At 67.3% G+C, this 21,358-nt stretch carries 19 protein-coding genes and 1 pseudogene; 15 read left to right on the plus strand and 5 right to left on the minus strand.

What is annotated here, in order from left to right:
- Positions 1-32: 32 nt before the first annotated feature.
- Positions 33-1,373 (minus strand): annotated as a pseudogene (locus tag AU185_RS20785) (erythromycin esterase family protein); the annotation flags it as partial.
- Positions 1,374-1,445: 72 nt separating this feature from the next.
- Between AU185_RS20785 and AU185_RS20790 the strand changes: the two are divergent.
- Positions 1,446-4,736, plus strand: a complete 3,291-nt coding sequence (locus tag AU185_RS20790) for an error-prone DNA polymerase (protein WP_059101460.1) — start codon at positions 1,446-1,448, stop codon at positions 4,734-4,736.
- Positions 4,737-4,785: 49 nt separating this feature from the next.
- On the opposite strand, the gene AU185_RS20795 is transcribed toward AU185_RS20790, so the two are convergent.
- Positions 4,786-5,352: a PepSY domain-containing protein gene (locus AU185_RS20795; protein ID WP_231740425.1), complete on the minus strand. Its 567-nt coding sequence runs from the start codon at positions 5,350-5,352 to the stop codon at positions 4,786-4,788.
- Positions 5,353-5,513: 161 nt separating this feature from the next.
- Here AU185_RS20795 and AU185_RS20800 point away from each other — a divergent pair, with 161 nt between their 5' ends.
- From AU185_RS20800 to AU185_RS20820, 5 genes are read left to right on the plus strand one after another with little or no spacing between them, the layout of a single operon-like run.
- Positions 5,514-6,668: a PucR family transcriptional regulator gene (locus tag AU185_RS20800; protein WP_059101462.1), complete on the plus strand. Its 1,155-nt coding sequence runs from the start codon at positions 5,514-5,516 to the stop codon at positions 6,666-6,668.
- A gap of 49 nt (positions 6,669-6,717) precedes the next feature.
- Positions 6,718-7,269, plus strand: a complete 552-nt coding sequence (locus AU185_RS20805) for a hypothetical protein (protein WP_059101463.1) — start codon at positions 6,718-6,720, stop codon at positions 7,267-7,269.
- Position 7,270: 1 nt separating this feature from the next.
- Positions 7,271-8,941, plus strand: a complete 1,671-nt coding sequence (gene casI / locus AU185_RS20810; protein WP_059101464.1) for a steroid-22-oyl-CoA synthetase — start codon at positions 7,271-7,273, stop codon at positions 8,939-8,941.
- A complete protein-coding gene (locus AU185_RS20815) occupies positions 8,938-10,521 on the plus strand; it encodes an FAD-binding protein (protein WP_059101465.1) in 1,584 nt (527 codons plus the stop codon). Before casI ends, AU185_RS20815 begins: the two co-directional genes overlap by 4 nt.
- A complete protein-coding gene (locus tag AU185_RS20820; RefSeq protein WP_059101466.1) occupies positions 10,514-11,653 on the plus strand; it encodes a 3-ketosteroid-9-alpha-monooxygenase, oxygenase component in 1,140 nt (379 codons plus the stop codon). Before AU185_RS20815 ends, AU185_RS20820 begins: the two co-directional genes overlap by 8 nt.
- Before the next feature lie 42 nt (positions 11,654-11,695).
- Here AU185_RS20820 and AU185_RS20825 read toward each other — a convergent pair whose 3' ends face one another.
- Complete coding sequence (locus tag AU185_RS20825; RefSeq protein WP_059101467.1) at positions 11,696-12,262, minus strand: TetR/AcrR family transcriptional regulator; 567 nt, start codon at positions 12,260-12,262, stop codon at positions 11,696-11,698.
- A 45-nt stretch (positions 12,263-12,307) separates the two neighbouring features.
- Here AU185_RS20825 and AU185_RS20830 point away from each other — a divergent pair, with 45 nt between their 5' ends.
- A complete protein-coding gene (locus AU185_RS20830) occupies positions 12,308-13,594 on the plus strand; it encodes a flavin monoamine oxidase family protein (RefSeq protein ID WP_059101468.1) in 1,287 nt (428 codons plus the stop codon).
- 34 nt (positions 13,595-13,628) lie between these two features.
- Here AU185_RS20830 and AU185_RS20835 read toward each other — a convergent pair whose 3' ends face one another.
- Complete coding sequence (locus AU185_RS20835; RefSeq protein WP_059101469.1) at positions 13,629-14,045, minus strand: TIGR03667 family PPOX class F420-dependent oxidoreductase; 417 nt, start codon at positions 14,043-14,045, stop codon at positions 13,629-13,631.
- 22 nt (positions 14,046-14,067) lie between these two features.
- Here AU185_RS20835 and AU185_RS20840 point away from each other — a divergent pair, with 22 nt between their 5' ends.
- Positions 14,068-14,715, plus strand: a complete 648-nt coding sequence (locus AU185_RS20840) for a nitroreductase family protein (RefSeq protein ID WP_059101470.1) — start codon at positions 14,068-14,070, stop codon at positions 14,713-14,715.
- A 57-nt stretch (positions 14,716-14,772) separates the two neighbouring features.
- On the opposite strand, the gene AU185_RS20845 is transcribed toward AU185_RS20840, so the two are convergent.
- Positions 14,773-15,237, minus strand: a complete 465-nt coding sequence (locus AU185_RS20845) for a tRNA (cytidine(34)-2'-O)-methyltransferase (protein ID WP_059101471.1) — start codon at positions 15,235-15,237, stop codon at positions 14,773-14,775.
- Between the two features lie 77 nt (positions 15,238-15,314).
- Here AU185_RS20845 and AU185_RS20850 point away from each other — a divergent pair, with 77 nt between their 5' ends.
- The 7 genes from AU185_RS20850 to AU185_RS20880 all read left to right on the plus strand — a co-directional run.
- Positions 15,315-15,920: a class I SAM-dependent methyltransferase gene (locus AU185_RS20850; RefSeq protein ID WP_059101472.1), complete on the plus strand. Its 606-nt coding sequence runs from the start codon at positions 15,315-15,317 to the stop codon at positions 15,918-15,920.
- Between the two features lie 268 nt (positions 15,921-16,188).
- Positions 16,189-18,843, plus strand: coding sequence for a HAMP domain-containing sensor histidine kinase (locus AU185_RS20855; RefSeq protein ID WP_059101473.1), 2,655 nt, complete (start codon positions 16,189-16,191; stop codon positions 18,841-18,843).
- Positions 18,840-19,259 (plus strand): roadblock/LC7 domain-containing protein, encoded by a 420-nt coding sequence (locus tag AU185_RS20860; RefSeq protein WP_059101474.1) that lies wholly within the window; start codon positions 18,840-18,842, stop codon positions 19,257-19,259. The genes AU185_RS20855 and AU185_RS20860 overlap by 4 nt, the downstream gene beginning before the upstream one ends.
- A 7-nt stretch (positions 19,260-19,266) precedes the next feature.
- On the plus strand, positions 19,267-19,683 hold the full coding sequence (locus AU185_RS20865) for a DUF742 domain-containing protein (RefSeq protein WP_082684000.1): 417 nt from the start codon (positions 19,267-19,269) through the stop codon (positions 19,681-19,683).
- Positions 19,664-20,266 (plus strand): GTP-binding protein, encoded by a 603-nt coding sequence (locus AU185_RS20870; protein ID WP_059101475.1) that lies wholly within the window; start codon positions 19,664-19,666, stop codon positions 20,264-20,266. The genes AU185_RS20865 and AU185_RS20870 overlap by 20 nt, the downstream gene beginning before the upstream one ends.
- A 4-nt stretch (positions 20,267-20,270) precedes the next feature.
- Positions 20,271-20,834 carry a pentapeptide repeat-containing protein gene (locus AU185_RS20875; protein WP_059101476.1) on the plus strand — a complete coding sequence of 188 codons (564 nt, stop codon included), beginning with the start codon at positions 20,271-20,273 and terminating at the stop codon, positions 20,832-20,834.
- 102 nt (positions 20,835-20,936) lie between these two features.
- Positions 20,937-21,358: DUF222 domain-containing protein (locus AU185_RS20880; protein ID WP_156425611.1), on the plus strand; the 422-nt coding region annotated here is incomplete at its 3' end.

The following is a 21,358-nucleotide window of genomic DNA, read 5'->3' on the forward strand; positions in this document are numbered from 1 at the left end:
TCCACGCAATATCGAGCGTAGGACCGCGCGCGCTACAGCCCAGACGGATACGTCTCGGGCACTTCGCCTTCGATCCACTCACTGGTGCGCTCGAGCGGCTCGAGTGCTTGGGTGCGGTCGATGTGGATCACCGCGTCGAACTGATCGGCCAGCCGGACATGAAAGTAATGGCTCTGGCGTTCGGTCTGCGGTCGGTAGATGACCCCGATGGCGCGGGCCAACCGCGTCTGGTCGAGTGGCTCGGCTGCGACGCGCCCGTCCACACGCATGGCCACATAGAAGGACCGTGCACCCACTTCCGACAGCAGGCCTTCGACGCTGTCCGGCAGGGCGGGCCGGACGATCTTGCGCTCGGCGGCGCCGCCCCACCGGCTGGCCGCAGTCACCGTGCCGGCGGAGGTGGAGAATCCGATCAGCCGGGTGTGCTCGCCGTAGCGCTCGCGGGCCAGCGCGCCCAGCGTGGTCTGCCCGTCGGCGGACAACTCGGTGGCTCGGGCGTCGCCGACGTGAGAATTATGTGCCCACACCACGATTCGTGCTCGGCCGGAGCCGTCGTGATCGAGGTGCTGCAGCAATGCGTCGAGCGTGTCGGCCATGTGTGTGTCGCGTAGGTTCCAGGTGTTGACGCGGCCGGCGAACATGCCGCGGTAGTACGCCTCGCCGTTGCGCACCACGTGCGCATTGCGTTCGGCATAGAAGGCCTCGTCTTCGGCGAGCAGGCCGTCGCGGCGGGCGTACTCGACGGCATGGCGCTGGACGTCGAGCAGTTGGTCGATGGCCGCCTGCTCGCAGTCCTGACCCGCGCCGAACGCGGCGGCGTGACCGTAGGCCTGGCCGTCTTCGTCGGATGAAGCGTGGTCGAAGCACGAATAACGTTCTCGCGCGCGCGCCGCCGCGGCCGCGTCGACTTTGTCGAGGTACCCGATCACCTCCTCCATCGACCGGTGCAGGCTGTACATGTCGAGGCCGTAGAAGCCCGCCTGCTGTTCGTGGGCCCTGTTCCGGTTGTGGGCACGCAACCACTCGGCGAAGTCGCGGACCACGGTGTTGCGCCACATCCAGGTGGGGAAGCGACGGAAACCGCGCAGGGCCTGCTCGGCGTCGGCGTCGCCTCCGATGCCGCGGACATATCGGTTCACCCGGTAGGCGTCGGGCCAGTCGGCCTCGGCGGCGACGGCGAGGAAGCCCTTCTCCTCGATCAGCCACTTCGTCATCTCGGCCCGGGCTCGATAGAACTCGTGGGTGCCGTGTGAACTCTCGCCGATCAGCACCACCCGTGCGTCCCCGATGAGCGCGTCCAGGACGTCAGAGGGTGGCACGCCGTCGGGTGCGTCGACGATGATTCCTCGCACCTGATCGGCGGCCGTCGCAGCTCGGACCATGGTCTTTCGCATACCCGAAACACCTCGCTTCATGACCGAACACATGTTCGATACACTGCATAGGTGGGCTGGCATACCGGGCCGCCGAGCTGGACGGAAATGGAGCGGGTGCTCAACGGCAAACCGCGCCGTGCCGGCTGGCCCATAGATGAGCAGATCGGCGACGGCGGCGACAGCCCGGCCTGGTCGCGCAAGCGTGCTGCGTACACGGCCGACGTTGACCGGCCGGCCTCGTCGACGCCGTACGCCGAACTGCACGCGCACTCGGCGTACAGCTTCCTCGACGGCGCCAGCACACCGGAGGAACTCGTCGAGGAAGCGGTCCGACTCGATCTGCGGGCGATCGCGCTGACCGACCACGACGGCCTCTACGGGGTGGTGCGCTTCGCCGAAGCCGCCAAGGAACTGGAGATGTCGACGGTGTTCGGCGCCGAATTGTCGCTCGGCGGAGGTAACCGCACCGAAGATCCCGATCCGCCCGGGCCGCATCTGCTGGTGCTGGCGCGTGGCCCCGAAGGCTACCGGCGGCTGTCGCGCGAACTCGCCAGGGCGCATCTGGCCGGTGGCGAGAAGGGAGTCCTGCGCTATGACTACGACGCGTTGGCCGAGGCTGCGGGCGGGCACTGGCATATCCTCACCGGCTGCCGCAAAGGCCATGTCCGACAAGCGCTTTGCACCGGTGGTCCCGACGCGGCCGCCGACGCGCTGGCCGACCTGGTCGACCGGTTCGGCCGGGACCGGGTCAGCATCGAACTCACCCACCACGGGCATCCGTGTGACGACGAACGCAATGCCGCTCTGGCCGGACTCGCGCCGCGCTTCGGCCTGAACGTCGTCGCGACCACCGCCGCACACTTCGCCGAGCCGTCGCGGGGCCGGCTGGCCATGGCGATGGGGGCGATCCGCGCCAGGCACTCGATGGACGAGGCGGCCGGTTACCTTGCCCCGCTGGGCGGTTCGCACCTGCGGTCGGGCGCGGAGATGGCGCGACTGTTCGCCGACCATCCCGAGGTGGTGACCGCCGCGGCCGACCTCGGCGAGCAGTGCGCGTTCGGGCTCTCGTTGATCGCGCCCCGGTTGCCGCCGTTCGACGTCCCCGACGGGCACACCGAGGACAGCTGGCTGCGGCATCTGGTGATGGAGGGTGCACGCCGACGGTACGGGCCGCCGGAGCGGGCGCCGCGGGCGTACGCGCAGATCGAGCACGAGCTGAAGGTCATCGAGCAACTGACCTTCCCGGGTTATTTCCTGGTGGTCCACGACATCACCCGGTTCTGCGCTGAGAACGGCATCCTGGCCCAGGGCAGGGGATCGGCGGCCAACTCCGCGGTCTGCTACGCGCTCGGCGTCACCAACGTGGACCCGGTGGCCAACGAGTTGCTGTTCGAGCGGTTCCTGTCCCCGGCGCGTGACGGCCCCCCGGACATCGACATCGACATCGAATCGGACTTGCGGGAGAAGGCGATTCAATACGTTTACGACCGATACGGCCGCGACTACGCCGCCCAGGTGGCCAACGTGATCACCTACCGGGGCCGCAGCGCGGTGCGCGACATGGCTCGCGCCCTGGGTTTCTCGCAGGGCCAGCAGGACGCCTGGAGCAAGCAGCTCGGGCAGTGGGGCAGCCTCACCGAGGCGCCGCATGTTGAAGACATCCCCGAGCCGGTGATCGAGCTGGCCAAGGAGATCTCCAACCTGCCGCGGCACATGGGCATTCACTCCGGCGGCATGGTGATCTGCGACCGGCCCATCGCCGACGTATGCCCGGTGGAATGGGCGCGGATGGAGAACCGCAGTGTGCTGCAGTGGGACAAAGACGACTGTGCGGCAATCGGTTTGGTGAAGTTCGACATGCTCGGCCTGGGCATGCTCTCGGCGCTGCACTACTGCATCGACCTGGTGCGCGAGCACAAGGGTATCGACGTCGACCTGGCCCAGCTGGACCTGTCCGAGCCCGCGGTGTACGAGATGCTGCAAAAGGCCGACTCCGTCGGGGTGTTCCAGGTGGAGTCGCGCGCGCAGATGGCCACCCTGCCGCGGCTCAAACCCCGCGTGTTCTACGACCTGGTCGTCGAGGTGGCGTTGATCCGGCCCGGCCCGATTCAGGGCGGATCGGTGCATCCGTACATCAAGCGGCGCAACGGGGAAGAGCCCGTCACCTATGAACATCCGTCGATGGCGCCGGCGTTGCACAAGACCTTGGGGGTACCGCTGTTCCAGGAGCAGCTCATGCAGCTCGCGGTGGACTGCGCGGGATTCTCCGCCGCCGAGGCCGACCAGCTGCGCCGCGCGATGGGGTCCAAACGGTCGACCGAGCGGATGCGCCGGCTTCGCGGCAGGTTCTACGACGGTATGCGCCAGCGGCACGGCATCACCGGCGAAGTGGCCGACCGGATCTACGAGAAGCTGGAAGCGTTCGCGAACTTCGGTTTCCCGGAAAGCCATTCGCTGAGTTTCGCGTCGCTGGTGTTCTACTCGTCGTGGTTCAAGCTGCACCACCCCGCCGCGTTCTGCGCCGCGCTGCTGCGCGCGCAACCGATGGGCTTCTATTCCCCGCAGTCGCTGGTTGCCGACGCTCGCAGACACGGCGTCGTCGTCCGGCGCCCGGACGTCAATGCCAGCCTGGCGCACGCCACCCTCGAAGACGAAGGAAACGCGGTCCGATTGGGTCTGGGCAATGTCCGCCACATCGGCGACGAGCTGGCCGAGAAGTTGGTCGACGAACGAAAAGCCAACGGCGCGTTCGCCTCCCTGTTGGACTTGACCCGCCGGGTGCAACTGTCGGTGCCGCAGACCGAGGCGTTGGCCACCGCGGGAGCGTTGGGTTGCTTCGACATCAGCAGGCGCGAAGGACTGTGGGCGGCGGGGGCGGCCGCCACCCAGCGGCCCGACCGGCTGCCCGGGGTGGGGGCGTCGTCACACATTCCCGCACTGCCCGGTATGACCGAACTCGAGTTGGCCGCCGCGGACGTCTGGGCGACCGGCGTCTCTTCCGACAGCTATCCCACGCAGTTCCTACGCGAGGATCTCGACACCATGGGGGTGATACCGGCGGGCAAGCTGCTCGACGTGCCCGACGGCTCCCGGGTGCTGGTGGCGGGGGCAGTCACGCACCGCCAGCGGCCGGCGACCGCCCAGGGCGCGACGTTCCTCAACCTCGAGGACGAAACCGGGATGGTCAACATCATCTGCTCGCGTGGGGTGTGGGCGCGGCACCGCAAGTTGGCGCAAACCGCCGCGGCATTGTTGATTCGCGGTCAGGTGCAGAACGCGACCGGCGCGATCACCGTCGTCGCCGAGCGGATGGGCAAGCTCACCTTGGCCATCGGCTCGAAGTCCCGCGACTTCCGCTAACTCACCGGACTACTCACACCGGCGACCCGCCGTTTTTCGCAGCGGATGTTCAGCGTCCGGTCGTGTTTTGCAGCACTTGCCCGGAGCCGGCGTCGATGGTCACTTCGTGCTTGGTCTGAGAATCGTCGACGACATCGGCTTCCCAGACCGTCGTTCCGTTGTTGCTATCGAGGTTGAGTTCGGTGATGGTGCCGTTGGGCACCTCGGCGAGGATCTTGTCCGCCGCCGCCTGGTAGTCCACCTGGGCGGCCTGTACCCGTTCGCGGTGCTTGGCCTTGTCGGCTTCGTCCTCGGTCTTGGCCGTCGGCCCCATCGTCACCGTGGCGCCGTCGTTGGAGACGTCCATCTCGTGCTCGGTGCCGTCGGCAGTGACGACCTGAACCTCCCACCGGCCATCTCGCTCGGTTTCGATGGAGACCAGCGTGCTCTCGGGCACGGCTGCGGTCGCAGTGCTTCCGGCCCGGCGCAGCGCGTCGATGCCGGTGTTTGCCGGAGTAGCCGTGGCCGGCGCAGAAGATGTCACCGCGGGCGCAGCAGCTGTCGTTTCCGGCGCCGGGGTGGTCCCCGCCGAACCTGCATCCTCGTCGCTACCGCCGGCGCATCCGCTGAATGCCACCACCAACACCCCAAGCAACGCGGGCGCTGCAACGTATCGGCACTTTGACGTGAAATGTCCATCGACCATGACCCGGCCCCTTCCTGACCCACTGTCCCATCCGAGTTGCCCAGCCACTCGATGGTGAAACGTCAACCCAGCCGACGGCTTAAGCTGGCGGCATGAGCCGCCGCCCGGTTCGGATGTCGGAGCTGGGATCCGACCCCGCGTCGGTGTTGCGGATCATTGCCTACTTCGACGAGGTCGACGAGTCAGCGGCGAGCGCCGACACCGTTGTGCGCTCGGCCGCATTGCTGGCCGAATGCCCGGTCGGCGCGCGGTGGGCATCCGGCGTCGTCATCCGCTATGACACGGCGGGTGCGCTCGACACCGCGGGGAACGTCCCGGCGGCGCCGTCGCCTGACGACGAACCGGTCGTGTGGGTCGAACGTGCGGACGGCCGATCGGAGCTGGACCCGGTGCTCATCGACCGCGTGCGCCACTCGTTGCGAAGGGTCCTGGCACGCAGCTCGGTCACCCCGCAGCTCGGTGATCCGGCCCTGCTAGAGGTCGTGCTTTCGGAAAAGGAACATCGAGAGGACCGGGCACGGGCCATTCGCCTGCTCGGGCTCGACGAAACCCGCAAGGTTCGCGTCCTCGCCGTTTCCGCGCAATCACCGTCCGATGCGCTGCAGATCATCACCCGCGAACTCGCCGACGTGGCGGTGCGCACGGTCGCGATCGGCAACGCCACGGCGGTGTTGTGCCAGCACGCCGGCGATACCCGAGCGCTCTCCGACGGGCTCGAGCGGGCGATCGTCGACGCGTTCCCGTCGCCACGACGCGCAAACTCCGACCGCGGACCATGGGTCGGAATCGGCTCCAGTGGGAGTGTGTTCGCCGCGCCGACGTCCTGGCACCAAGCCATGCGCGCGTTGCGCTTCGCATCATCGACCGGCTACGGCAGGCGGGCCATCGCGTACGAACGGCTCAGCTTGCTCGAGCTGCTGGCCGACCTGCCGCTCGATCGGGTGCGTGGCAACCGGGAGATGGCCCGCATCGACGAGATCGCGGCGACGTCGACGGGTGCGCTCGCGGTGCAGACCGTCGAGGCGTTCCTTGTGTTCGGCTCGCTGCGCCGAACGGCCGCGGAGTTGCACGTGCACCACAGCACCGTCGCGGCTCGCCTCGCCCAGGTGGCGCGCACGATGGGGTGGGATCTCGATGACCCGATGGACCGGTTCCTGGCGACGTTGGTGCTCATGGTGCGCCGCATCGCCCTGTCGTCGGAGGAGTTGCTCGAGCCCGACACGTGTCGGGTGGATCAACGGATTTGATCGACGGACGGCGGGTGACTGTACGTTGCGGCTCCGTGATGATGACCACATGGCAGTTATCGATCCCACCCGAACGTGGGAACCGCTGGAAAAGCGCCTGGCCGACACCACCAATGAACGGCACCGCCTGGTGCTGAACGCCGTGATCGAGCACATGAAAGCCGAAGCCGCCCCGGATATGGATCGCCTGATGGCCACGCTGGCTCCGCATCCGGACTACCACTTCTGGGGCGCCGAAGGCGACTTCGGTCCCAAGACCACCGCGGGTGTGCAGACCTACTACACCGACTTCCTTGCCACCCGGACAAACATTCTCGAGTTCGAGGTGCAGCGGCTCGTCGTCGACGACCACTGCCTGGTGACCGAGGGTCTGCTCAAACAGATCTACCCCGGCGCAGAGGCCCTACGCATCGGGATTCCCGTCGACGATGTCGACGCCGACTACCTCATCGTGTTCCGACAGTTGCTGCTGTGGCCGATCGACGAAAACGGAAAGATCCTCGGCGAGGACTCCTACAATCCCGGCGTGGTCAGCATGACCAAACTGTCGCGCGAGGAACTGCCGCAGGCCTACCTGGACCTTGTCCATCCGTCCGCCTGAAATGCGTTCCGACGTCTCGTCAAGACGCCAGTCCATCGCGGACCTGCTGCTCGATCGCCTCGGTGACGAGCATCTCGGTCTGCGCACCCGCCAACGGGATTGGTCCTGGGATGAGGTTGTGCGTGAATCCGCGGCGCGCGGTGCGCTGGCCCAGGCGATGCGGTGCGACGGCCCGTTTCATATCGGGGTGCTGCTGGACAACGTCCCGGATTTCGTGTTCTGGCTGGGCGGCGCCGCCCTCGTCGGAGCGACGGTGGTCGGCATCAACCCCACCCGGGGCGCGGCCGAGCTGGCAGCCGAAATACGCCACGCGGATTGCCAATTGATCGTCACCGACACCGCGGGGTTCGATCGGTTGCGCGAGCTGGATCTCGGCTTGGCCGCGGATCGATTCCTCGTGATCGACGATCCGGGCTACGGCAGGGCTGTCGACACGCATCGGGTCGAACCCAGTGTCACCGCGGGCGTGGACGAGGACTCGCTGCTGCTCCTGCTTTTCACCTCCGGCACGACGGGCGCATCCAAGGCGGTCAAATGCAGTCAAGGCAGGCTGGCCCGTATCGCTTACGCCGCCACCGAGAAATTCGGACATTCGCGAGCCGACGTCGAGTACTGCTGCATGCCGTTGTTCCACGGCAACGCGATCATGGCGCTGTGGGCACCGGCGCTGGCCAACGGCGCCACGGTGTGCCTCACACCGTCGTTCTCGGCGTCCGGATTCCTGCCGGACGTACGGTATTTCGGCGCCACGTTCTTCACCTATGTCGGTAAGGCGCTGGCCTATCTGATGGCCACCCCGGAGCGGCCCGACGATGCCGACAACCCGTTGGTGCGGGGCTTCGGCACGGAGGCGTCACCTGACGACCAGGCCGAGTTCCGCCGCCGGTTCGGCGCGGAACTGTTCGAAGGCTACGGGTCCAGTGAGGGCGGCGCGGTGGTGGCTCCTGATCCGCACGCGCCCGCTGGAGCGCTCGGCCGCCCGTTGCACGACGGTGTCGCGGTGGTACACCCGGACACGTTGGAAGATTGTGCGCGAGCAGTTCTCGACGAATACGGCCGTGTACGCAATCCGGACGCGGCGGTCGGCGAGATCGTCGACAAATTCGGGACCCGCAGTTTCGAGGGTTATTACCGCAACGACGAGGCCAACGCCGAACGGATCCGCAACGGCTGGTACTGGAGCGGAGACCTCGGCTACCTCGACGAGGCTGGCTTCCTCTATTTCGCCGGCAGGCGTGGCGACTGGATCCGGGTCGACGGCGAGAACACCTCGGCCTTGACGATCGAACGGGTGCTGCGACGTCACCCGCGGGTGGTCGCGGCGGGAGCGTTCGCGGTGCCGGATCCACGCTCGGGCGATCAGGTGATGGCCGCGATCGAGGTGGCCGATCCGGACGCCTTCGACATCGAGGAGTTCACCGCCTATCTGGCGAGCCAACAGGACCTCGGAAGCAAGGGCGTTCCTCGGTTCCTGAGGCTGTCGACCCGACTGCCCGTCACCGGTTCCAACAAGGTGCTCAAACGCCAACTGCAACGACAGCGATGGCACACCGACGAGCCGGTGTACCGGTGGACCGGGAGAGGTGCACCCGTGTACCAGCGTATGAGTGACGACGAAAAGCGGTCACTGGACGCCGAATTCGAGCTTCACGGGCGGCAGCAATACGCATGAGCGGCTGGGACGACGAATGCGACGTGCTGGTCGCCGGATCGGGGGGCGGCGGTGTCACCGGCGCGTACACCGCCGCGCGCGAGGGACTCGACGTCATCCTCGTCGAAGCGACCGACCAATTCGGCGGCACAACAGCATATTCCGGCGGCGGCGGGGTGTGGTTCCCGTGCAATCCGGTTCTGGTGCGGGCCGGTACCGACGACACGATCGAGGATGCGCTCGAGTACTACCACGCCGTGGTCGGAGACCGCACGCCGTATGAACTTCAGGAGACCTACGTCCGCGGCGGTGCCCCGCTGATCGAATACCTCGAACACGACTCGCATCTGAAATTCGAGGTGCTGCCCTGGCCGGACTATTTCGGCAAGGTGCCCAAGGCGCGCCTTGACGGCCAGCGGCATATCGCCGCACGGCCGTTGGCCGTTGCCAAGGCACCGGAACTGCGTGAGCTGGTGCGCGGCCCGCTCGACGCCGATCGGCTCGGCGCGCCACGGCCCGACGACTACTTCATCGGCGGTCGCGCTCTGATCGCCCGGTTCCTCAAGGCCATCGGCCAATATTCACACGCAGCGCTGCGACGCGACACCGCGCTGGTCGAGTTGGTGCTCGAGGACGGCGGAGTGGTCGGGGCGATCGTTGAGACGGAGGGGCAACGCAGGGCCATCCGCGCGCGGCGGGGCGTGCTGCTGGCTGCCGGCGGGTTCGAGGGCAACGAGGAACTCCGTCGCCGTTACGGCGTACCCGGCGCGGCACGAGACACGATGGGGCCGTGGGGGAATCGCGGCGAAGCGTTGCAGGCGGCCGTCGCGGTCGGCGCGGACACCGATCTGATGGATCAGGCGTGGTGGTCACCGGGAATGACACATCCGGACGGGCGTTCGGCGTTTGCGCTGTGGTTCACCGGCGGCATCTTCGTCAACCAGCACGGCCGGCGGTTCGTCAACGAGTCCGCGCCGTACGACCGAATCGGCCGCGACATTCTCGCCCAATTGACCGATGGCTCGATCACGTTGCCGTACTGGATGATCTACGACGACCGGGACGGTGAGATACCGCCGGTCAAGGCCACCAACGTGTCGATGGTGGAGCCGGCACAGTACATCGAGGCAGGGCTCTGGCACACCGCCGGCACGCTCGAGGACCTCGCCGACAAGATCGCCGTGCCCGCGGAGAATCTGGCGGCGACGGTCACGCGGTTCAACGAATTCGTCGCCGAAGGCACCGACGAGGACTTCGGCCGGGGCGACGAAGCGTACGACCGCGCTTTCTTCGGCGGTGGCTCACCACTCGTCGCGATCGAGAAGGCGCCGTTTCACGCCGCCATGTTCGGCATCTCCGATCTCGGCACGAAGGGTGGTCTGCGCACCGACACCGCGGCGCGGGTCCTCGACACCTCCGGCAACCCGATCCGCGGGCTGTATGCGGCCGGCAACACGATGGCCGCGCCGAGCGGCACGGCCTATCCGGGCGGCGGCAATCCGATCGGCACCAGCATGCTGTTCAGCCACCTGGCGATCAAAGACATGTTAGGCAGGGACCATGACGAGCGCTCGCGCAAGGAATCAACAGCCGATGAGTGACATCCGCGAGATCGACACCGGCGCACCGATGACGCGGTTCGCCCGTGGCTGGCATTGTCTCGGTCTGGCCGACACGTTCCGTGACGGGCAACCCCACGGCGTCGAGGCGTTCGGCTCCAAACTCGTGGTGTACGGCGACTCGACCGGTGAGCTGTACGTGCTCGACGGCTACTGCCGGCACATGGGCGCCGATCTTTCCCGCGGGTCCATCAAAGAGGACAACCTGGCGTGCCCCTTTCACGATTGGCGGTGGCAGGGCTCGACCGGTCGCTGCGTCGATGTGCCCTATGCGCGCCGGGTACCGCGGCTGGCGCGAACCCACAAGTGGCCCACCTGCGAGGTCAACGGCCAGCTGCTGGTGTGGCACGACCCGGAAGGCTCCTCGCCGCCCCCGGAGCTGACTCCGCCGGAGATCGAGGGATACAGCGACGGCATCTGGTCGCCCTGGCAATGGAACTCGATCCTGATCGAGGGTTCGCACTGCCGCGAGATCGTCGACAACAACGTCGACATGGCGCACTTCTTCTACATCCATCACGCCTACCCGACCTACTTCAAGAATGTGATCGAGGGTCACATGGCGAGCCAGTACATGGAATCCAAACCACGTCCGGATTCCACGCCCAATCCCGAAAAACTCTGGGACGGCACATATCTGCGTTCCGAGGCCACGTATTTCGGCCCTGCCTACATGATCAACTGGCTGCACAACGATCTCGGTCCCGGCTTCACCGTCGAGGTCGTGCTGATCAACTGCCACTATCCGGTCACCCACAATTCGTTTGTGCTGCAATGGGGCGGCGCCGTGCAGCAGATGCCCGGCCTTCCTTCGGACAAGGCGAACAAGCTCGCCGCGGCGATGAACCGGTCCTTCGGTGAGGGGTTCCTTGAGGACGTCGAAATCTGGAAGAACAAGACGCGGATCGACAACCCGCTGCTGACGGAAGAGGATGGCGCCGTTTATCAGCACCGGCGGTGGTACGAGCAGTTCTACGTCGACGTCGCCGACGTCACCGCCGAAATGACCGACCGCTTCGAACTCGAGGTCGACACCACCCAGGCCATGGGGGTGTGGGAGCAGGAAGTGGCGGCGAACCTCGCGGCACGCGGGCGGTCCGAGTTGGCGAAGTAGGCCAGCGGCGGGCGCACGCCAGCGGCTCGACGTCTCGGCCCATTACGTGACACCGAATTGTGTGAGCGCCCGGGCCAGCCGAGCGGGTTCCGGCAACGAGTCGGCGTCGAGCAGCCACTGAACGACAAGGCCGTCGGCGACCGCCACCAGTATCGCCGCCAGAGCTTCCGCGTCGGGCAGCGACGACGAGCGGGTCAGGGACTGAGCGAGTGTCGCCGTGGCCGTGCGGAATTCGCGGTAGTGCGCGGCCAGTTGTTCACGCAGAGCGGGGTTGCGCTCCGCCTGGGCCCACGCTTCGACATACGCCACGGCAAACATCCGCCCATCGCGAAGGGCGCCATACGCAGCGGCGATGGTGTCTGCCAACGGATCGCCCGACGACACTGCGGTTGAGGCCTGCTGCATCTGCTGCAGCCAGCGACGGCTGCATTCAGCAAGTGCCTCGTTGAGAAGCGCCTCCTTGGAGTCGAAGTGGTAGGTGATCGCGCCGAGGTTCGTCCCCGACGCCTGCACGAGGTCACGGGCAGTGGTCCGCGCGTAGCCCCGGTCCTCGATGCACCGAATGGCTGCATCCAACAAGCGTTGCCGGTTTCCGGTGCGTCGAGTCATTTCCACTCCGTTCCGATTGAGACATTTGTCTGATACGTTTGTCTCATGGCTCCAGAGGATACCGCTCTGCGTGTCGACGTCGCCGTGGTTGGCGCGGGACTCGCCGGTCTGGCCGCCGCTCGCCACCTGCGCAGGGCGGGAAAAAGCGTGTTCGTCGTCGAGGCTCGTGACGAGGTCGGCGGCAGGGCGCGGTCGCGTGATCTGGACGGATCAGTCGCCGACTTCGGCGGCGAATGGATCGGCCGGGCCCATCGGAGAATGCATCGATTGGTACGCGAGCTCGGGTTGGACGTCGAGCCGGCCCGCCACGTCGGATACCCCATGATGTGGCGACTGCCGGGCCGGCGGGCCCGTCGACGATTACCGCCACCAGGCACCTGGCTGGGTTTGGTACGTGCGTTCAGTTCCCTCGCGTGGTTGTCCCGGAGGATCGATGCCGACGCACCATGGAGGTCGTCGCGGGCAGCCGAACTCGACAGACGATCCGTCGCCGAATGGCTCGACGAGCGCCGTCTCGACGGCGGCAGCCGCTACTTGCTCGAACGGCTCGTCGGTTCCCTCGCCCGCGAGAACCTGGACTCGATGTCGCTGCTGCATTTGCTCTGGTTGCTCCGCATTGCCGGCGGCCCGTGGCGCAGCACGACGGCTGTCTTCCAGTGGCGCATCAGCCAAGGCGCTCAACAGGTCGCCGCCCGGATGGCGGCGCCGCTCGGCGACGCCGTTCGGCTCAACACGCCGGCCAGCCGAATCACGCAGCGCGCCAACGGCGCTGAGGTCCGGGCGGGCAACCTTACCGTGCATGCGAAGCGGGTCATCGTGGCGATTCCGGTGACGCAACTGCCCCGCGTCGTATTCGATCCTCCGTTGCCACCGGATCTGGCACGACTAGCCGAACTGCACATCGACGCCGGAACAAAGGTGATCGCGTTGCTGCCGCGCGGACACTCGGTGCGCCACAACACGGTGTTGGGCGGTGACGTGCTGTGGGGAGCTTGGCGGCGCGGTGACCGGGTGACGGGCTTTCACCCGGCCACGGGGACGGCCATCGACGACGATGTACTGGTCGCCGATCTGGCGCAGGCGTTCGGGGTGCAACCACATCAACTGCGCTGCCCGACCGTCGTGCGGTGGGCCGAGCAGGACTACATCGAGGGCTGCGATGCGGTGTTCGCTCCCGGCGAGGTGTGCGCGGTGGGTCCGTTGCTGACCAAGCGCCATGGTGTCGTCGAGTTCGCCGGCGCGGAGCGCAGCAGCTGGCCCGACAACATGGAAGGCGCGGTGCGCAGCGGCGAGCGAGCCGCCGCCAAGACGCTGAGCGCGCTCACGGTTTAGCGCGCCCGTACCTCGCCCAGAAAAGGGGGCCGAACTAACCCCCGGTCGGTGTGGTCCACACCTTGTCGACGCTGATCTTCAGCCGCGTGTCGTAGGCGGCCAGGAACTCCTCGCTGAAACCGAGGCTGGCCGCGTACTCGCCGTATTTGGCGCGGTACCGCTCGTCCTGCAACGGGTTCGCGTTCTCGGCGTCGACGGTCGCGGTGCCGCCGACGACGATGATCCCGCTGCCGTTCCCGTCGGAATCCAGGTTCAGGCTTACCCGCGGATTCGCCCTGAGGTGTCTGACCTTGGCGGCGCGCGGTTCGCTGTAGACGAACACATCGGACCCGTCGAAGAAGAACCACACCAACTTCGGCACGGGCTGTCCCGACTTCGCCACCGTGGTCAACCAGCCGTACTTGTCGGAGGCGAGCCTGTCCGCCACCTCTTGCGTGAATTCGATTGCCATGAGGCGAATGTAGTCTCGAAAAATGACCTTGAACCTGTCCGTGGACGAAGTCCTGACCACCACCCGTTCGGTGCGCAAGCGGCTGGATCTGGACAAGCCGGTGCCGCGCGAGCTGCTGCTGGAATGTCTCGAGCTCGCGGTGCAGGCGCCGACGGGATCCAACGCCCAGGGCTGGCAGTGGGTCTTCGTCGACGACCCCGACAAGAAGAAGGCGCTCGCCGACATCTACCGCACCAGCTGGAAGCTGTACCGAACGATGCCCGAACCCGAGTACACCGACGGCGACAGCCGCGGGGAACGGCGACAGGCGGTGGTGTCGTCGGCCGAGTACCTGGCCGAGAACATGGAGATGGTCCCGTGGCTGCTGATCCCATGTCTCGAGGGTCGCGTCGACGGTGCGCCCGGCGCGGGGAGTGCGAGCTTCTGGGGCTCACTGCTGCCCGCGGCGTGGAGCTACATGCTGGCGTTGCGATCGCGCGGGCTCGGCTCCGCATGGACGACGTTGCATCTGCTCGGTGACGGCGAGAAGCAGGCCGCCGAACTGCTCGGCATCCCGCATGACAAGTACAGCCAGGGCGGCCTGTTCCCGATCGCCTACACCAAGGGCACCGACTTCCGCCCCGCCAAGCGGTTGCCCGTCGAACAGATCGCGCACTTCAACAGCTGGTAACGCGCTCCGCGCGAGCGTCGCCCTGCACTTCGGGCGTGGGCCCACATCGGAAGGTGACTACACCGCTCCGCTGAACCCCTGTTGCCGCCACGCCTCGTACACGGCGACCGCGGCCGCGTTCGACAGGTTCAGCGAGCGCCGGCCCGCCAGCATCGGGATCCGCAGCTGGGCGGTGATGTGCGGATCGGCCAGCGTCTCGGCGTCCAATCCGGTGGGTTCCGGCCCGAACATCAGCACATCGCCGGCCCGGTACTCGACGTCGGTGAACGAGGTCGCCGCGTGCGCGGTGAACGCGTAGACGCGCTCGGGCGCAAGCGCGGCCCACGCGGCGGCGAGGTCGCGGTGCACGGTCACCGACGCCAGGTCGTGGTAGTCGAGGCCGGCGCGGCGCAGTTTCGGTTCGGACAGGTCGAACCCCATCGGCTCGACCAGGTGCAGTTCACACCCGGTCGCGGCCACCATCCGGATCGCATTCCCGGTGTTGGGCGCGATGCGCGGCGCAAAGAACATCAACCTGAACAACTACGACCTCTTCAGCGTGAGAGCGCTACGACGTCACCGCCACCGGCTCGCCGACCGTCTGCTGCGATAATGCTTCCATGGTCGCCCAGAGCCTCTGGATGCAGAAGGTGTCGGCGGATCCCGGGCACTCGCACTGGTACATCGAGCGCTTCCGCGCGATGGCCCGCGCCGGCGAAGATCTGGCCGGCGAGGCCCGCTTCGTCGACGCCATGGCGCCGCGCGGTGCCCACATCCTCGACGCCGGTTGTGGTCCAGGGCGGCTCGGCGGATACCTCGCCGCGGCCGGTCACCGCGTCGTCGGCGTCGACGTCGATCCGGCACTCATCGAAGCAGCCGAACAGGACCACCCCGGCCCGCGATGGCTGGTCGGCGATCTCGCCGAGCTCGACCTGCCCGCACAGGGAATCACCGAACCGTTCGACGTGATCGTGTCGGCAGGCAACGTGATGACGTTCCTCGCGCCGAGCACCCGGGTGCAGGTGCTTTCCCGGCTGCGTGCCCATCTGCGCGACGAGGGTCGGGCGGTGATCGGCTTCGGCGCCGGCCGCGACTACGAATTCGCCGAATTCTTCGACGACGCCGGCGCCGCGGGCTTGGCGCCCGACCTTCTGTTGTCCACCTGGGACGTTCGGCCGTTCACCGACAATTCCGACTTCCTCGTCGCGCTTCTCCGGCCGGCGTAATCCGCAAGCCCGGGCGCCCGCATCACAATCGCGTCCCGGTATTTGCCCGAAATTCGCACAACCGCTCTGAGCTGCGATTATGAACTCTGTCTGTTCAGTAAGAATTGTGGAATCGGCTGCACATCGCTGGCATACTCGACCAATTGCCAGGGCCAGAACGTGCCCGCCGGGGGCGGGGCAATATCGGTAGGAAATCAGTGGGAAGCCTTATGAACGATGCGCCGTTACTGAATCCCGGGCCGCCGGCCGACAGCGGGGGCGCGCGTCGATGAGCGTGTTCTCCCAGCTCAAGCAGGCCGATGGCACGCTCGTGGATTTCGAGCCCCAACCGGAGCCACCGGTAAAGCGGCCGTCGCGGTGGGCGCTGTCGAATTGGCCCGTCCGCTGGAAAGTGCTCGCGATCGTATTGGTGCCGCTGATTCTGGCCGGAACATTCGGCGGTTTGCGTATCTACGGCAGCGTGACCGAGGAATCGGATTTGCGTCGCGCCGCCGAGCGCACCGAAATGGTGCCCGCCATCGAGAGCTACATGGCCGCGCTGGAAGGCGCGATGCTGGCAACCTCCACGGGCGGGGACATCCAGGCCGCGCTGACCCGGTTCGACAGCAGCCGTCGGGAACTGCAGCGCCGGTTGGACGGCACGGACGTCGCACCCGACGTGCGTCGCGGTGTCACGACCATGATCGACGACGGTCAGGCGTTGGTGGACAAGGTCGCCTCGAACACCATCGGGCTGCGCGACACCATCCAGGCCTACGCGTTGCTGCTGCTGCCCGCCGAGGATGCGGTCACCGGATCGGTCCGGGTCGATGACGAGCGCATCCGCGCCGAGACGCTCGGCCTGTCCCGCGCGATCGGCGCCCGCGGCCAGATGACGATGCAGAAGCTGGCGCTCACCCGCGGCGCCGAGCTGCCCGAGCCCGAGCTGCGGACCGCGGTGATCGCGCTCGCGGGCACCGAGCCGTCGACGCTATTCGGGATGAGCCAGGTGCTCGGGGTGGGATCGCCGGAGGCGCAGAAGCTTCAGGCCGAGTTCGTCAAGCGGATGGCGCTGATGACCAACCCGGCAGTGCCCCTGGTCAACAACCCCGAACTGTTGGCGTCGGTGGCCGCCACCGAGCAGATCGCCCGCCAGATCATCGACCGCATCACCACCGCGGTCACCTCCGCCGTCCAGGAGCGGGCCGACGCGCAGCGCACCACCTCGATCCGCGACGCGGCGATCATCGGCGGGGCGATCCTGCTGGCGCTGATCATCGTGATCCTCGTGGCGCGCACGCTGGTGCGCCCGCTGCGCCGGCTACGCGACAGCGCGCTCAAGGTTGCCCACGACGACCTGACGAAGGAGATCGAGCGGGTGCGCGCGGGGGGCGACGCTCCTCCGATCACGCCGATTCCGGTGCACACCTCCGAAGAGGTCGGTCAGGTCGCGCACGCGGTGGACGAACTACACGAGCAAGCCGTCGTCCTGGCCGCTGAGCAATCGCGGCTGCAGTTGCAGGTCGGCGACATGTTCGAAACCCTCTCGCGCCGCAGCAGATCGCTGGTCGACCAGCAGTTGTCGCTGATCGACCGGCTGGAGCGCGACGAGGAAGACCCCGAGCGGCTGGAGAGCCTGTTCCGATTGGACCACCTGGCCGCCCGGATGCGCCGCAACGGTGCCAACCTTCTGGTGTTGTCGGGCGCCAGGGTGCCCCGCGAACAAGCTGAACCGGTCCCAGTATCGGCCGTCATCAACGCCGCCGCGTCCGAGGTCGAGGACTACACCCGCGTGGTGACCGCGACCGTGCCCGACAGCGAGGTCAGCGGTGCGGTCGCCGGCGACCTGGTTCACCTGCTGGCCGAACTGCTCGACAACGCGTTGCGGTACTCCCCGCCGATCTCGCAGGTGCGGGTCTCGGCGGTGCACACGGCGAACGGCGGACTGGTCATCGAGGTCAGCGACATCGGACTGGGCATGACCGAGTCGGACCTGCGGGTCGCCAACACCCGCCTGCAGTCCGGCGGAGAGGTCGACCCGTACACGGCGCGCCACATGGGCCTTTTCGTGGTGGGCCGTCTCGCGACGCAGCACGGGCTGGTGGTCCGGTTGCGCAGCACCGTTGCGGGCGAACCGAATTCGGGCACCACCGCGGGCGTGTACGTACCCTCCGAGCTGCTCAGGCGGGCCGGCGAGCCCGATCAATTCAGCGAACCCAAGTACGCGATGCCCGCCGACGCCCACGCGGGGATCGCGACGGCGTTGGCGCTCGACGAGGATCACCGAGAGGGGAACCGCGACGGCCGGCACGCCGAGCCGGAACACCTCAACGGGCACGCCGAGGCGCCGGTTTCGCTTCTGCCGCAACGCAACCCCGGCGCCAGTGGAATCGCCGACGTCACCGCCGCACTGCCTCCTACGCCCGTCGCCGAGCGGCCGACGGACACCTCCGAGTTCTTCGCGGCGCGGGCGCAGACGGCGAGCGACCGGGCGCCGGAACCGGAACCGTCGCGCGCTGCTGCGGTCGAACCGTCAGGGGAAGCCGCTTCGGACGACGCGATCTATCAGAGCATGCTTTCGGAGTGGCTGGTCGATCCGACTGAACTGGCCAACAGCGAGGACCTGAACTGGGAGTCCGTCTGGGACCATGGCTGGTCAGCCGCGGCCGCCGCCGACGAGGCCCCGGTCACCCGCGTCACCGACGAGGGCCTTCCGATGCGTGACCCCGGCGCCCGCCTGGTGCCGGGCGCCGCTGCCGCCGGCGACGAGGCGGTAGCATCGGCGGCTGAGTTCGGCGCTGCAGACCGAACCTCATCCGCAGGTGCGCCGCAGCGGGACCCGGAAGCCGTTCGCGCGAGCATCAGCAGCCACTTCGGCGGGGTGCATGCCGGCCGCTCGCACGCAAGAGAGACCACCGGAAACAGAGGAACAGATACCGAATGACCTACCCGGCGCGATCGACGCAGCGCGACTCGCTCGACTGGCTGGTTTCGAGATTCGCCCGCGAAGTGTCCGGAGTGTCCCACGCCGTTCTGGTGTCCGCCGACGGCCTGCTGATGGCCGCCAGCGAGCACATCCCGACCGAACGCGCCGACCAGCTCGCGGCGGTGGCGTCCGGACTGGCCAGCCTGTCCACCGGCGCGGCGCAACTGTTCGACGGCGGCCACGTGCTGCAGTCGGTGGTCGAGATGGAAAACGGTTACCTGCTGCTGATGCGGGTCGGCGACGGTTCGAATCTGGCCACCTTGGCGACCCGCAACTGTGACATCGGCCAGATCGGTTACGAGATGGCGGTATTGGTCGAACGGGTGGGCACCGTCGTCCAGTCCGCTCGACGGCGCGCGCCTCAGCACTCGTGAGCGGCCCATGGACGATCCGGAGGGTTGGGACGAGCCTGACGAGGCGGCCGGCAGATCGCGGTGGGAACGCGATGTCGGGGAACAGCCGAGTCTCGTTCGGCCCTACATCCTGACCGCGGGCCGCACCGACTCCCGCGTCTACCTCCCGTTGGAAGCGCCGATCGAGACGCTCGACTCGGACAAGCCGACGCGATGGCCGAGCAGCGATGTGCGCGGCCAGATCCTGACCATGTGCGTCGACCGCCCGTCGGTTGCCGAGATCGCCGCGAAGTTATCCTTGCCGCTCGGCGTGGCGCGCGTGCTGATCGGGGATCTGGTGACGCAGGGTTATGTGGCGGTGCGCGGCACCTTGAGCGAGTCGACCACCATCGACGAACGACGTGAGCTGATAGGAAGGACACTGCGTGGCCTCAGGGCACTTTGAGGAGCGCCGGGCGCCGAACCCGTCGGGGCAGGCCGCCTCGACGAAAATCGTCATCTCCGGCGGATTCGGCGCCGGCAAGACGACGTTCGTCGGCGCGGTCTCAGAGATCATGCCGCTGCGGACGGAGGCGTTGGTGACAACGGCGTCCGCGGGCCTCGACGGCCTGGAAGCCACTCCGCAGAAGAACACCACGACGGTGGCGATGGACTTCGGCCGCATCACGCTCGCCGAGGATCTGGTTCTGTACCTGTTCGGGACGCCCGGGCAGCGCCGGTTCTGGTTCATGTGGGACGACCTGGTCCGCGGCGCGATCGGCGCGATCATCCTGGTCGATGTGCGCCGCCTGCAGGACAGCTTCGCGGCGGTCGACTTCTTCGAGGCGCGAAATCTGCCGTTCCTGATCGCGGTCAACGAGTTCGACGGTGCGCCAAGGCATCCGGCCGCGGTGGTTCGCAAGGCGCTGGCCCTGGCCGAGCACATCCCGGTGATCACCGTCGACGCTCGCGACCGGCGCTCCACCAAGGCGGCGCTGATCGCGATCACCGAGTACGCGCTCGACAGCTTGACCTCGTTGCGCGGCTGATCGGGTGAGTTCTGACGAAGAGGTCTGGACCGAACGCGAATTCGTCGGTCACGACTTCCGCGATGAGGACCTCAGCAGGCTGCGCACCGAGCGGACCGTGTTCGACGAGTGCGACTTCCGCGGTGTCGACTTCACCGAGTCCGAGCACGTCGGCTCCGCATTCCGCAACTGCCGCTTCGAGCGGGCCACGTTGCACCACAGCATCTTCCGGCAGTGCAGCATGCTCGGCTCGGTGTTCACCGAGAGCCGGTTGCGGCCGCTGACCCTGGTCGACGTCGACCTGACCTTGGCGGTCCTCGGCGGATGTGACCTGCGCGGGGTGGATCTGGCCGGGTGCCGGTTGCGCGAGGCCGGTCTCGTCGACACCGACCTGCGCAAGGCGGTGCTTCGCGGCGCGGATCTGAGCGGCGCCCGGCTGCAGAACGTCCGATTGGACGAGGCCGACCTGCGCGGCGCCCGAACGGACGCCACGTTGTGGACCACCGCGAGCCTGCGCGGCGCGAAGATCGATGTCGACCAAGCGTTGGCCTACGCCGCCGCCCACGGCCTGAACATCCACGGCGAGTGAATCGCTGATCGAAAACAGCTGCGGCGGCAGCTATTTCCGCCATTTCGCAGGCAGTGTCAGTGGTCGACCGGATTTGTCGGTGGGTGCTGTCATGATGCGGTTATGGTTTCGTTCGCTCCTTCTGGTGTTGAGGTGGATTTGAGTCGCCTCGAGCGTTTGGAGGAGTTGTTTGGGCAGTTGGAGGAGCTTTCGGGTCAGCGCAATGCCATTGATGGGCGCATCGTGGAGATCGTCGCCGAGCTTGATCACGACAACCTGTGGGGGATCACCGGGGCGCGGTCGGTCAAGGCGTTGGTGGCCTGGAAGTTGGCCATGGCCGATGCGACGGCCAAGACGGTGGCTGCGATCGCCGATCGGTTCGAGGAGTTCCCCCGCTGCACCGCCGAAATGTCGCAGGGCCGGTTGTCGTTGGATCAGGTCGGCGTGATCGCCCAGCGCGCGGGCCACGGTTCTGATGAGCATTACGCGAAGCTGGCGTCGGTGGCCACGGTCAACCAGCTGCGCACCGCGACCAAACTCGAACC

This window comes from Mycobacterium sp. GA-0227b, from assembly GCF_001499855.1.
GTDB lineage: Bacteria > Actinomycetota > Actinomycetes > Mycobacteriales > Mycobacteriaceae > Mycobacterium.

Coding starts and splice junctions, on each gene's coding strand:
- AU185_RS20855 (WP_059101473.1), top strand. CDS start 16,189: ATGAGCGTGTTCTCCCAGCTCAAGCAGGCCGATGGCACGCTCGTGGAT.
- AU185_RS20860 (WP_059101474.1), top strand. CDS start 18,840: ATGACCTACCCGGCGCGATCGACGCAGCGCGACTCGCTCGACTGGCTG.
- AU185_RS20835 (WP_059101469.1), bottom strand. CDS start 14,045: ATGGCAATCGAATTCACGCAAGAGGTGGCGGACAGGCTCGCCTCCGAC.
- AU185_RS20820 (WP_059101466.1), top strand. CDS start 10,514: ATGAGTGACATCCGCGAGATCGACACCGGCGCACCGATGACGCGGTTC.
- AU185_RS20830 (WP_059101468.1), top strand. CDS start 12,308: ATGGCTCCAGAGGATACCGCTCTGCGTGTCGACGTCGCCGTGGTTGGC.
- AU185_RS20850 (WP_059101472.1), top strand. CDS start 15,315: ATGGTCGCCCAGAGCCTCTGGATGCAGAAGGTGTCGGCGGATCCCGGG.
- AU185_RS20865 (WP_082684000.1), top strand. CDS start 19,267: ATGGACGATCCGGAGGGTTGGGACGAGCCTGACGAGGCGGCCGGCAGA.
- AU185_RS20805 (WP_059101463.1), top strand. CDS start 6,718: ATGGCAGTTATCGATCCCACCCGAACGTGGGAACCGCTGGAAAAGCGC.
- AU185_RS20840 (WP_059101470.1), top strand. CDS start 14,068: ATGACCTTGAACCTGTCCGTGGACGAAGTCCTGACCACCACCCGTTCG.
- AU185_RS20815 (WP_059101465.1), top strand. CDS start 8,938: ATGAGCGGCTGGGACGACGAATGCGACGTGCTGGTCGCCGGATCGGGG.
- AU185_RS20825 (WP_059101467.1), bottom strand. CDS start 12,262: ATGACTCGACGCACCGGAAACCGGCAACGCTTGTTGGATGCAGCCATT.
- AU185_RS20800 (WP_059101462.1), top strand. CDS start 5,514: ATGAGCCGCCGCCCGGTTCGGATGTCGGAGCTGGGATCCGACCCCGCG.
- casI (WP_059101464.1), top strand. CDS start 7,271: ATGCGTTCCGACGTCTCGTCAAGACGCCAGTCCATCGCGGACCTGCTG.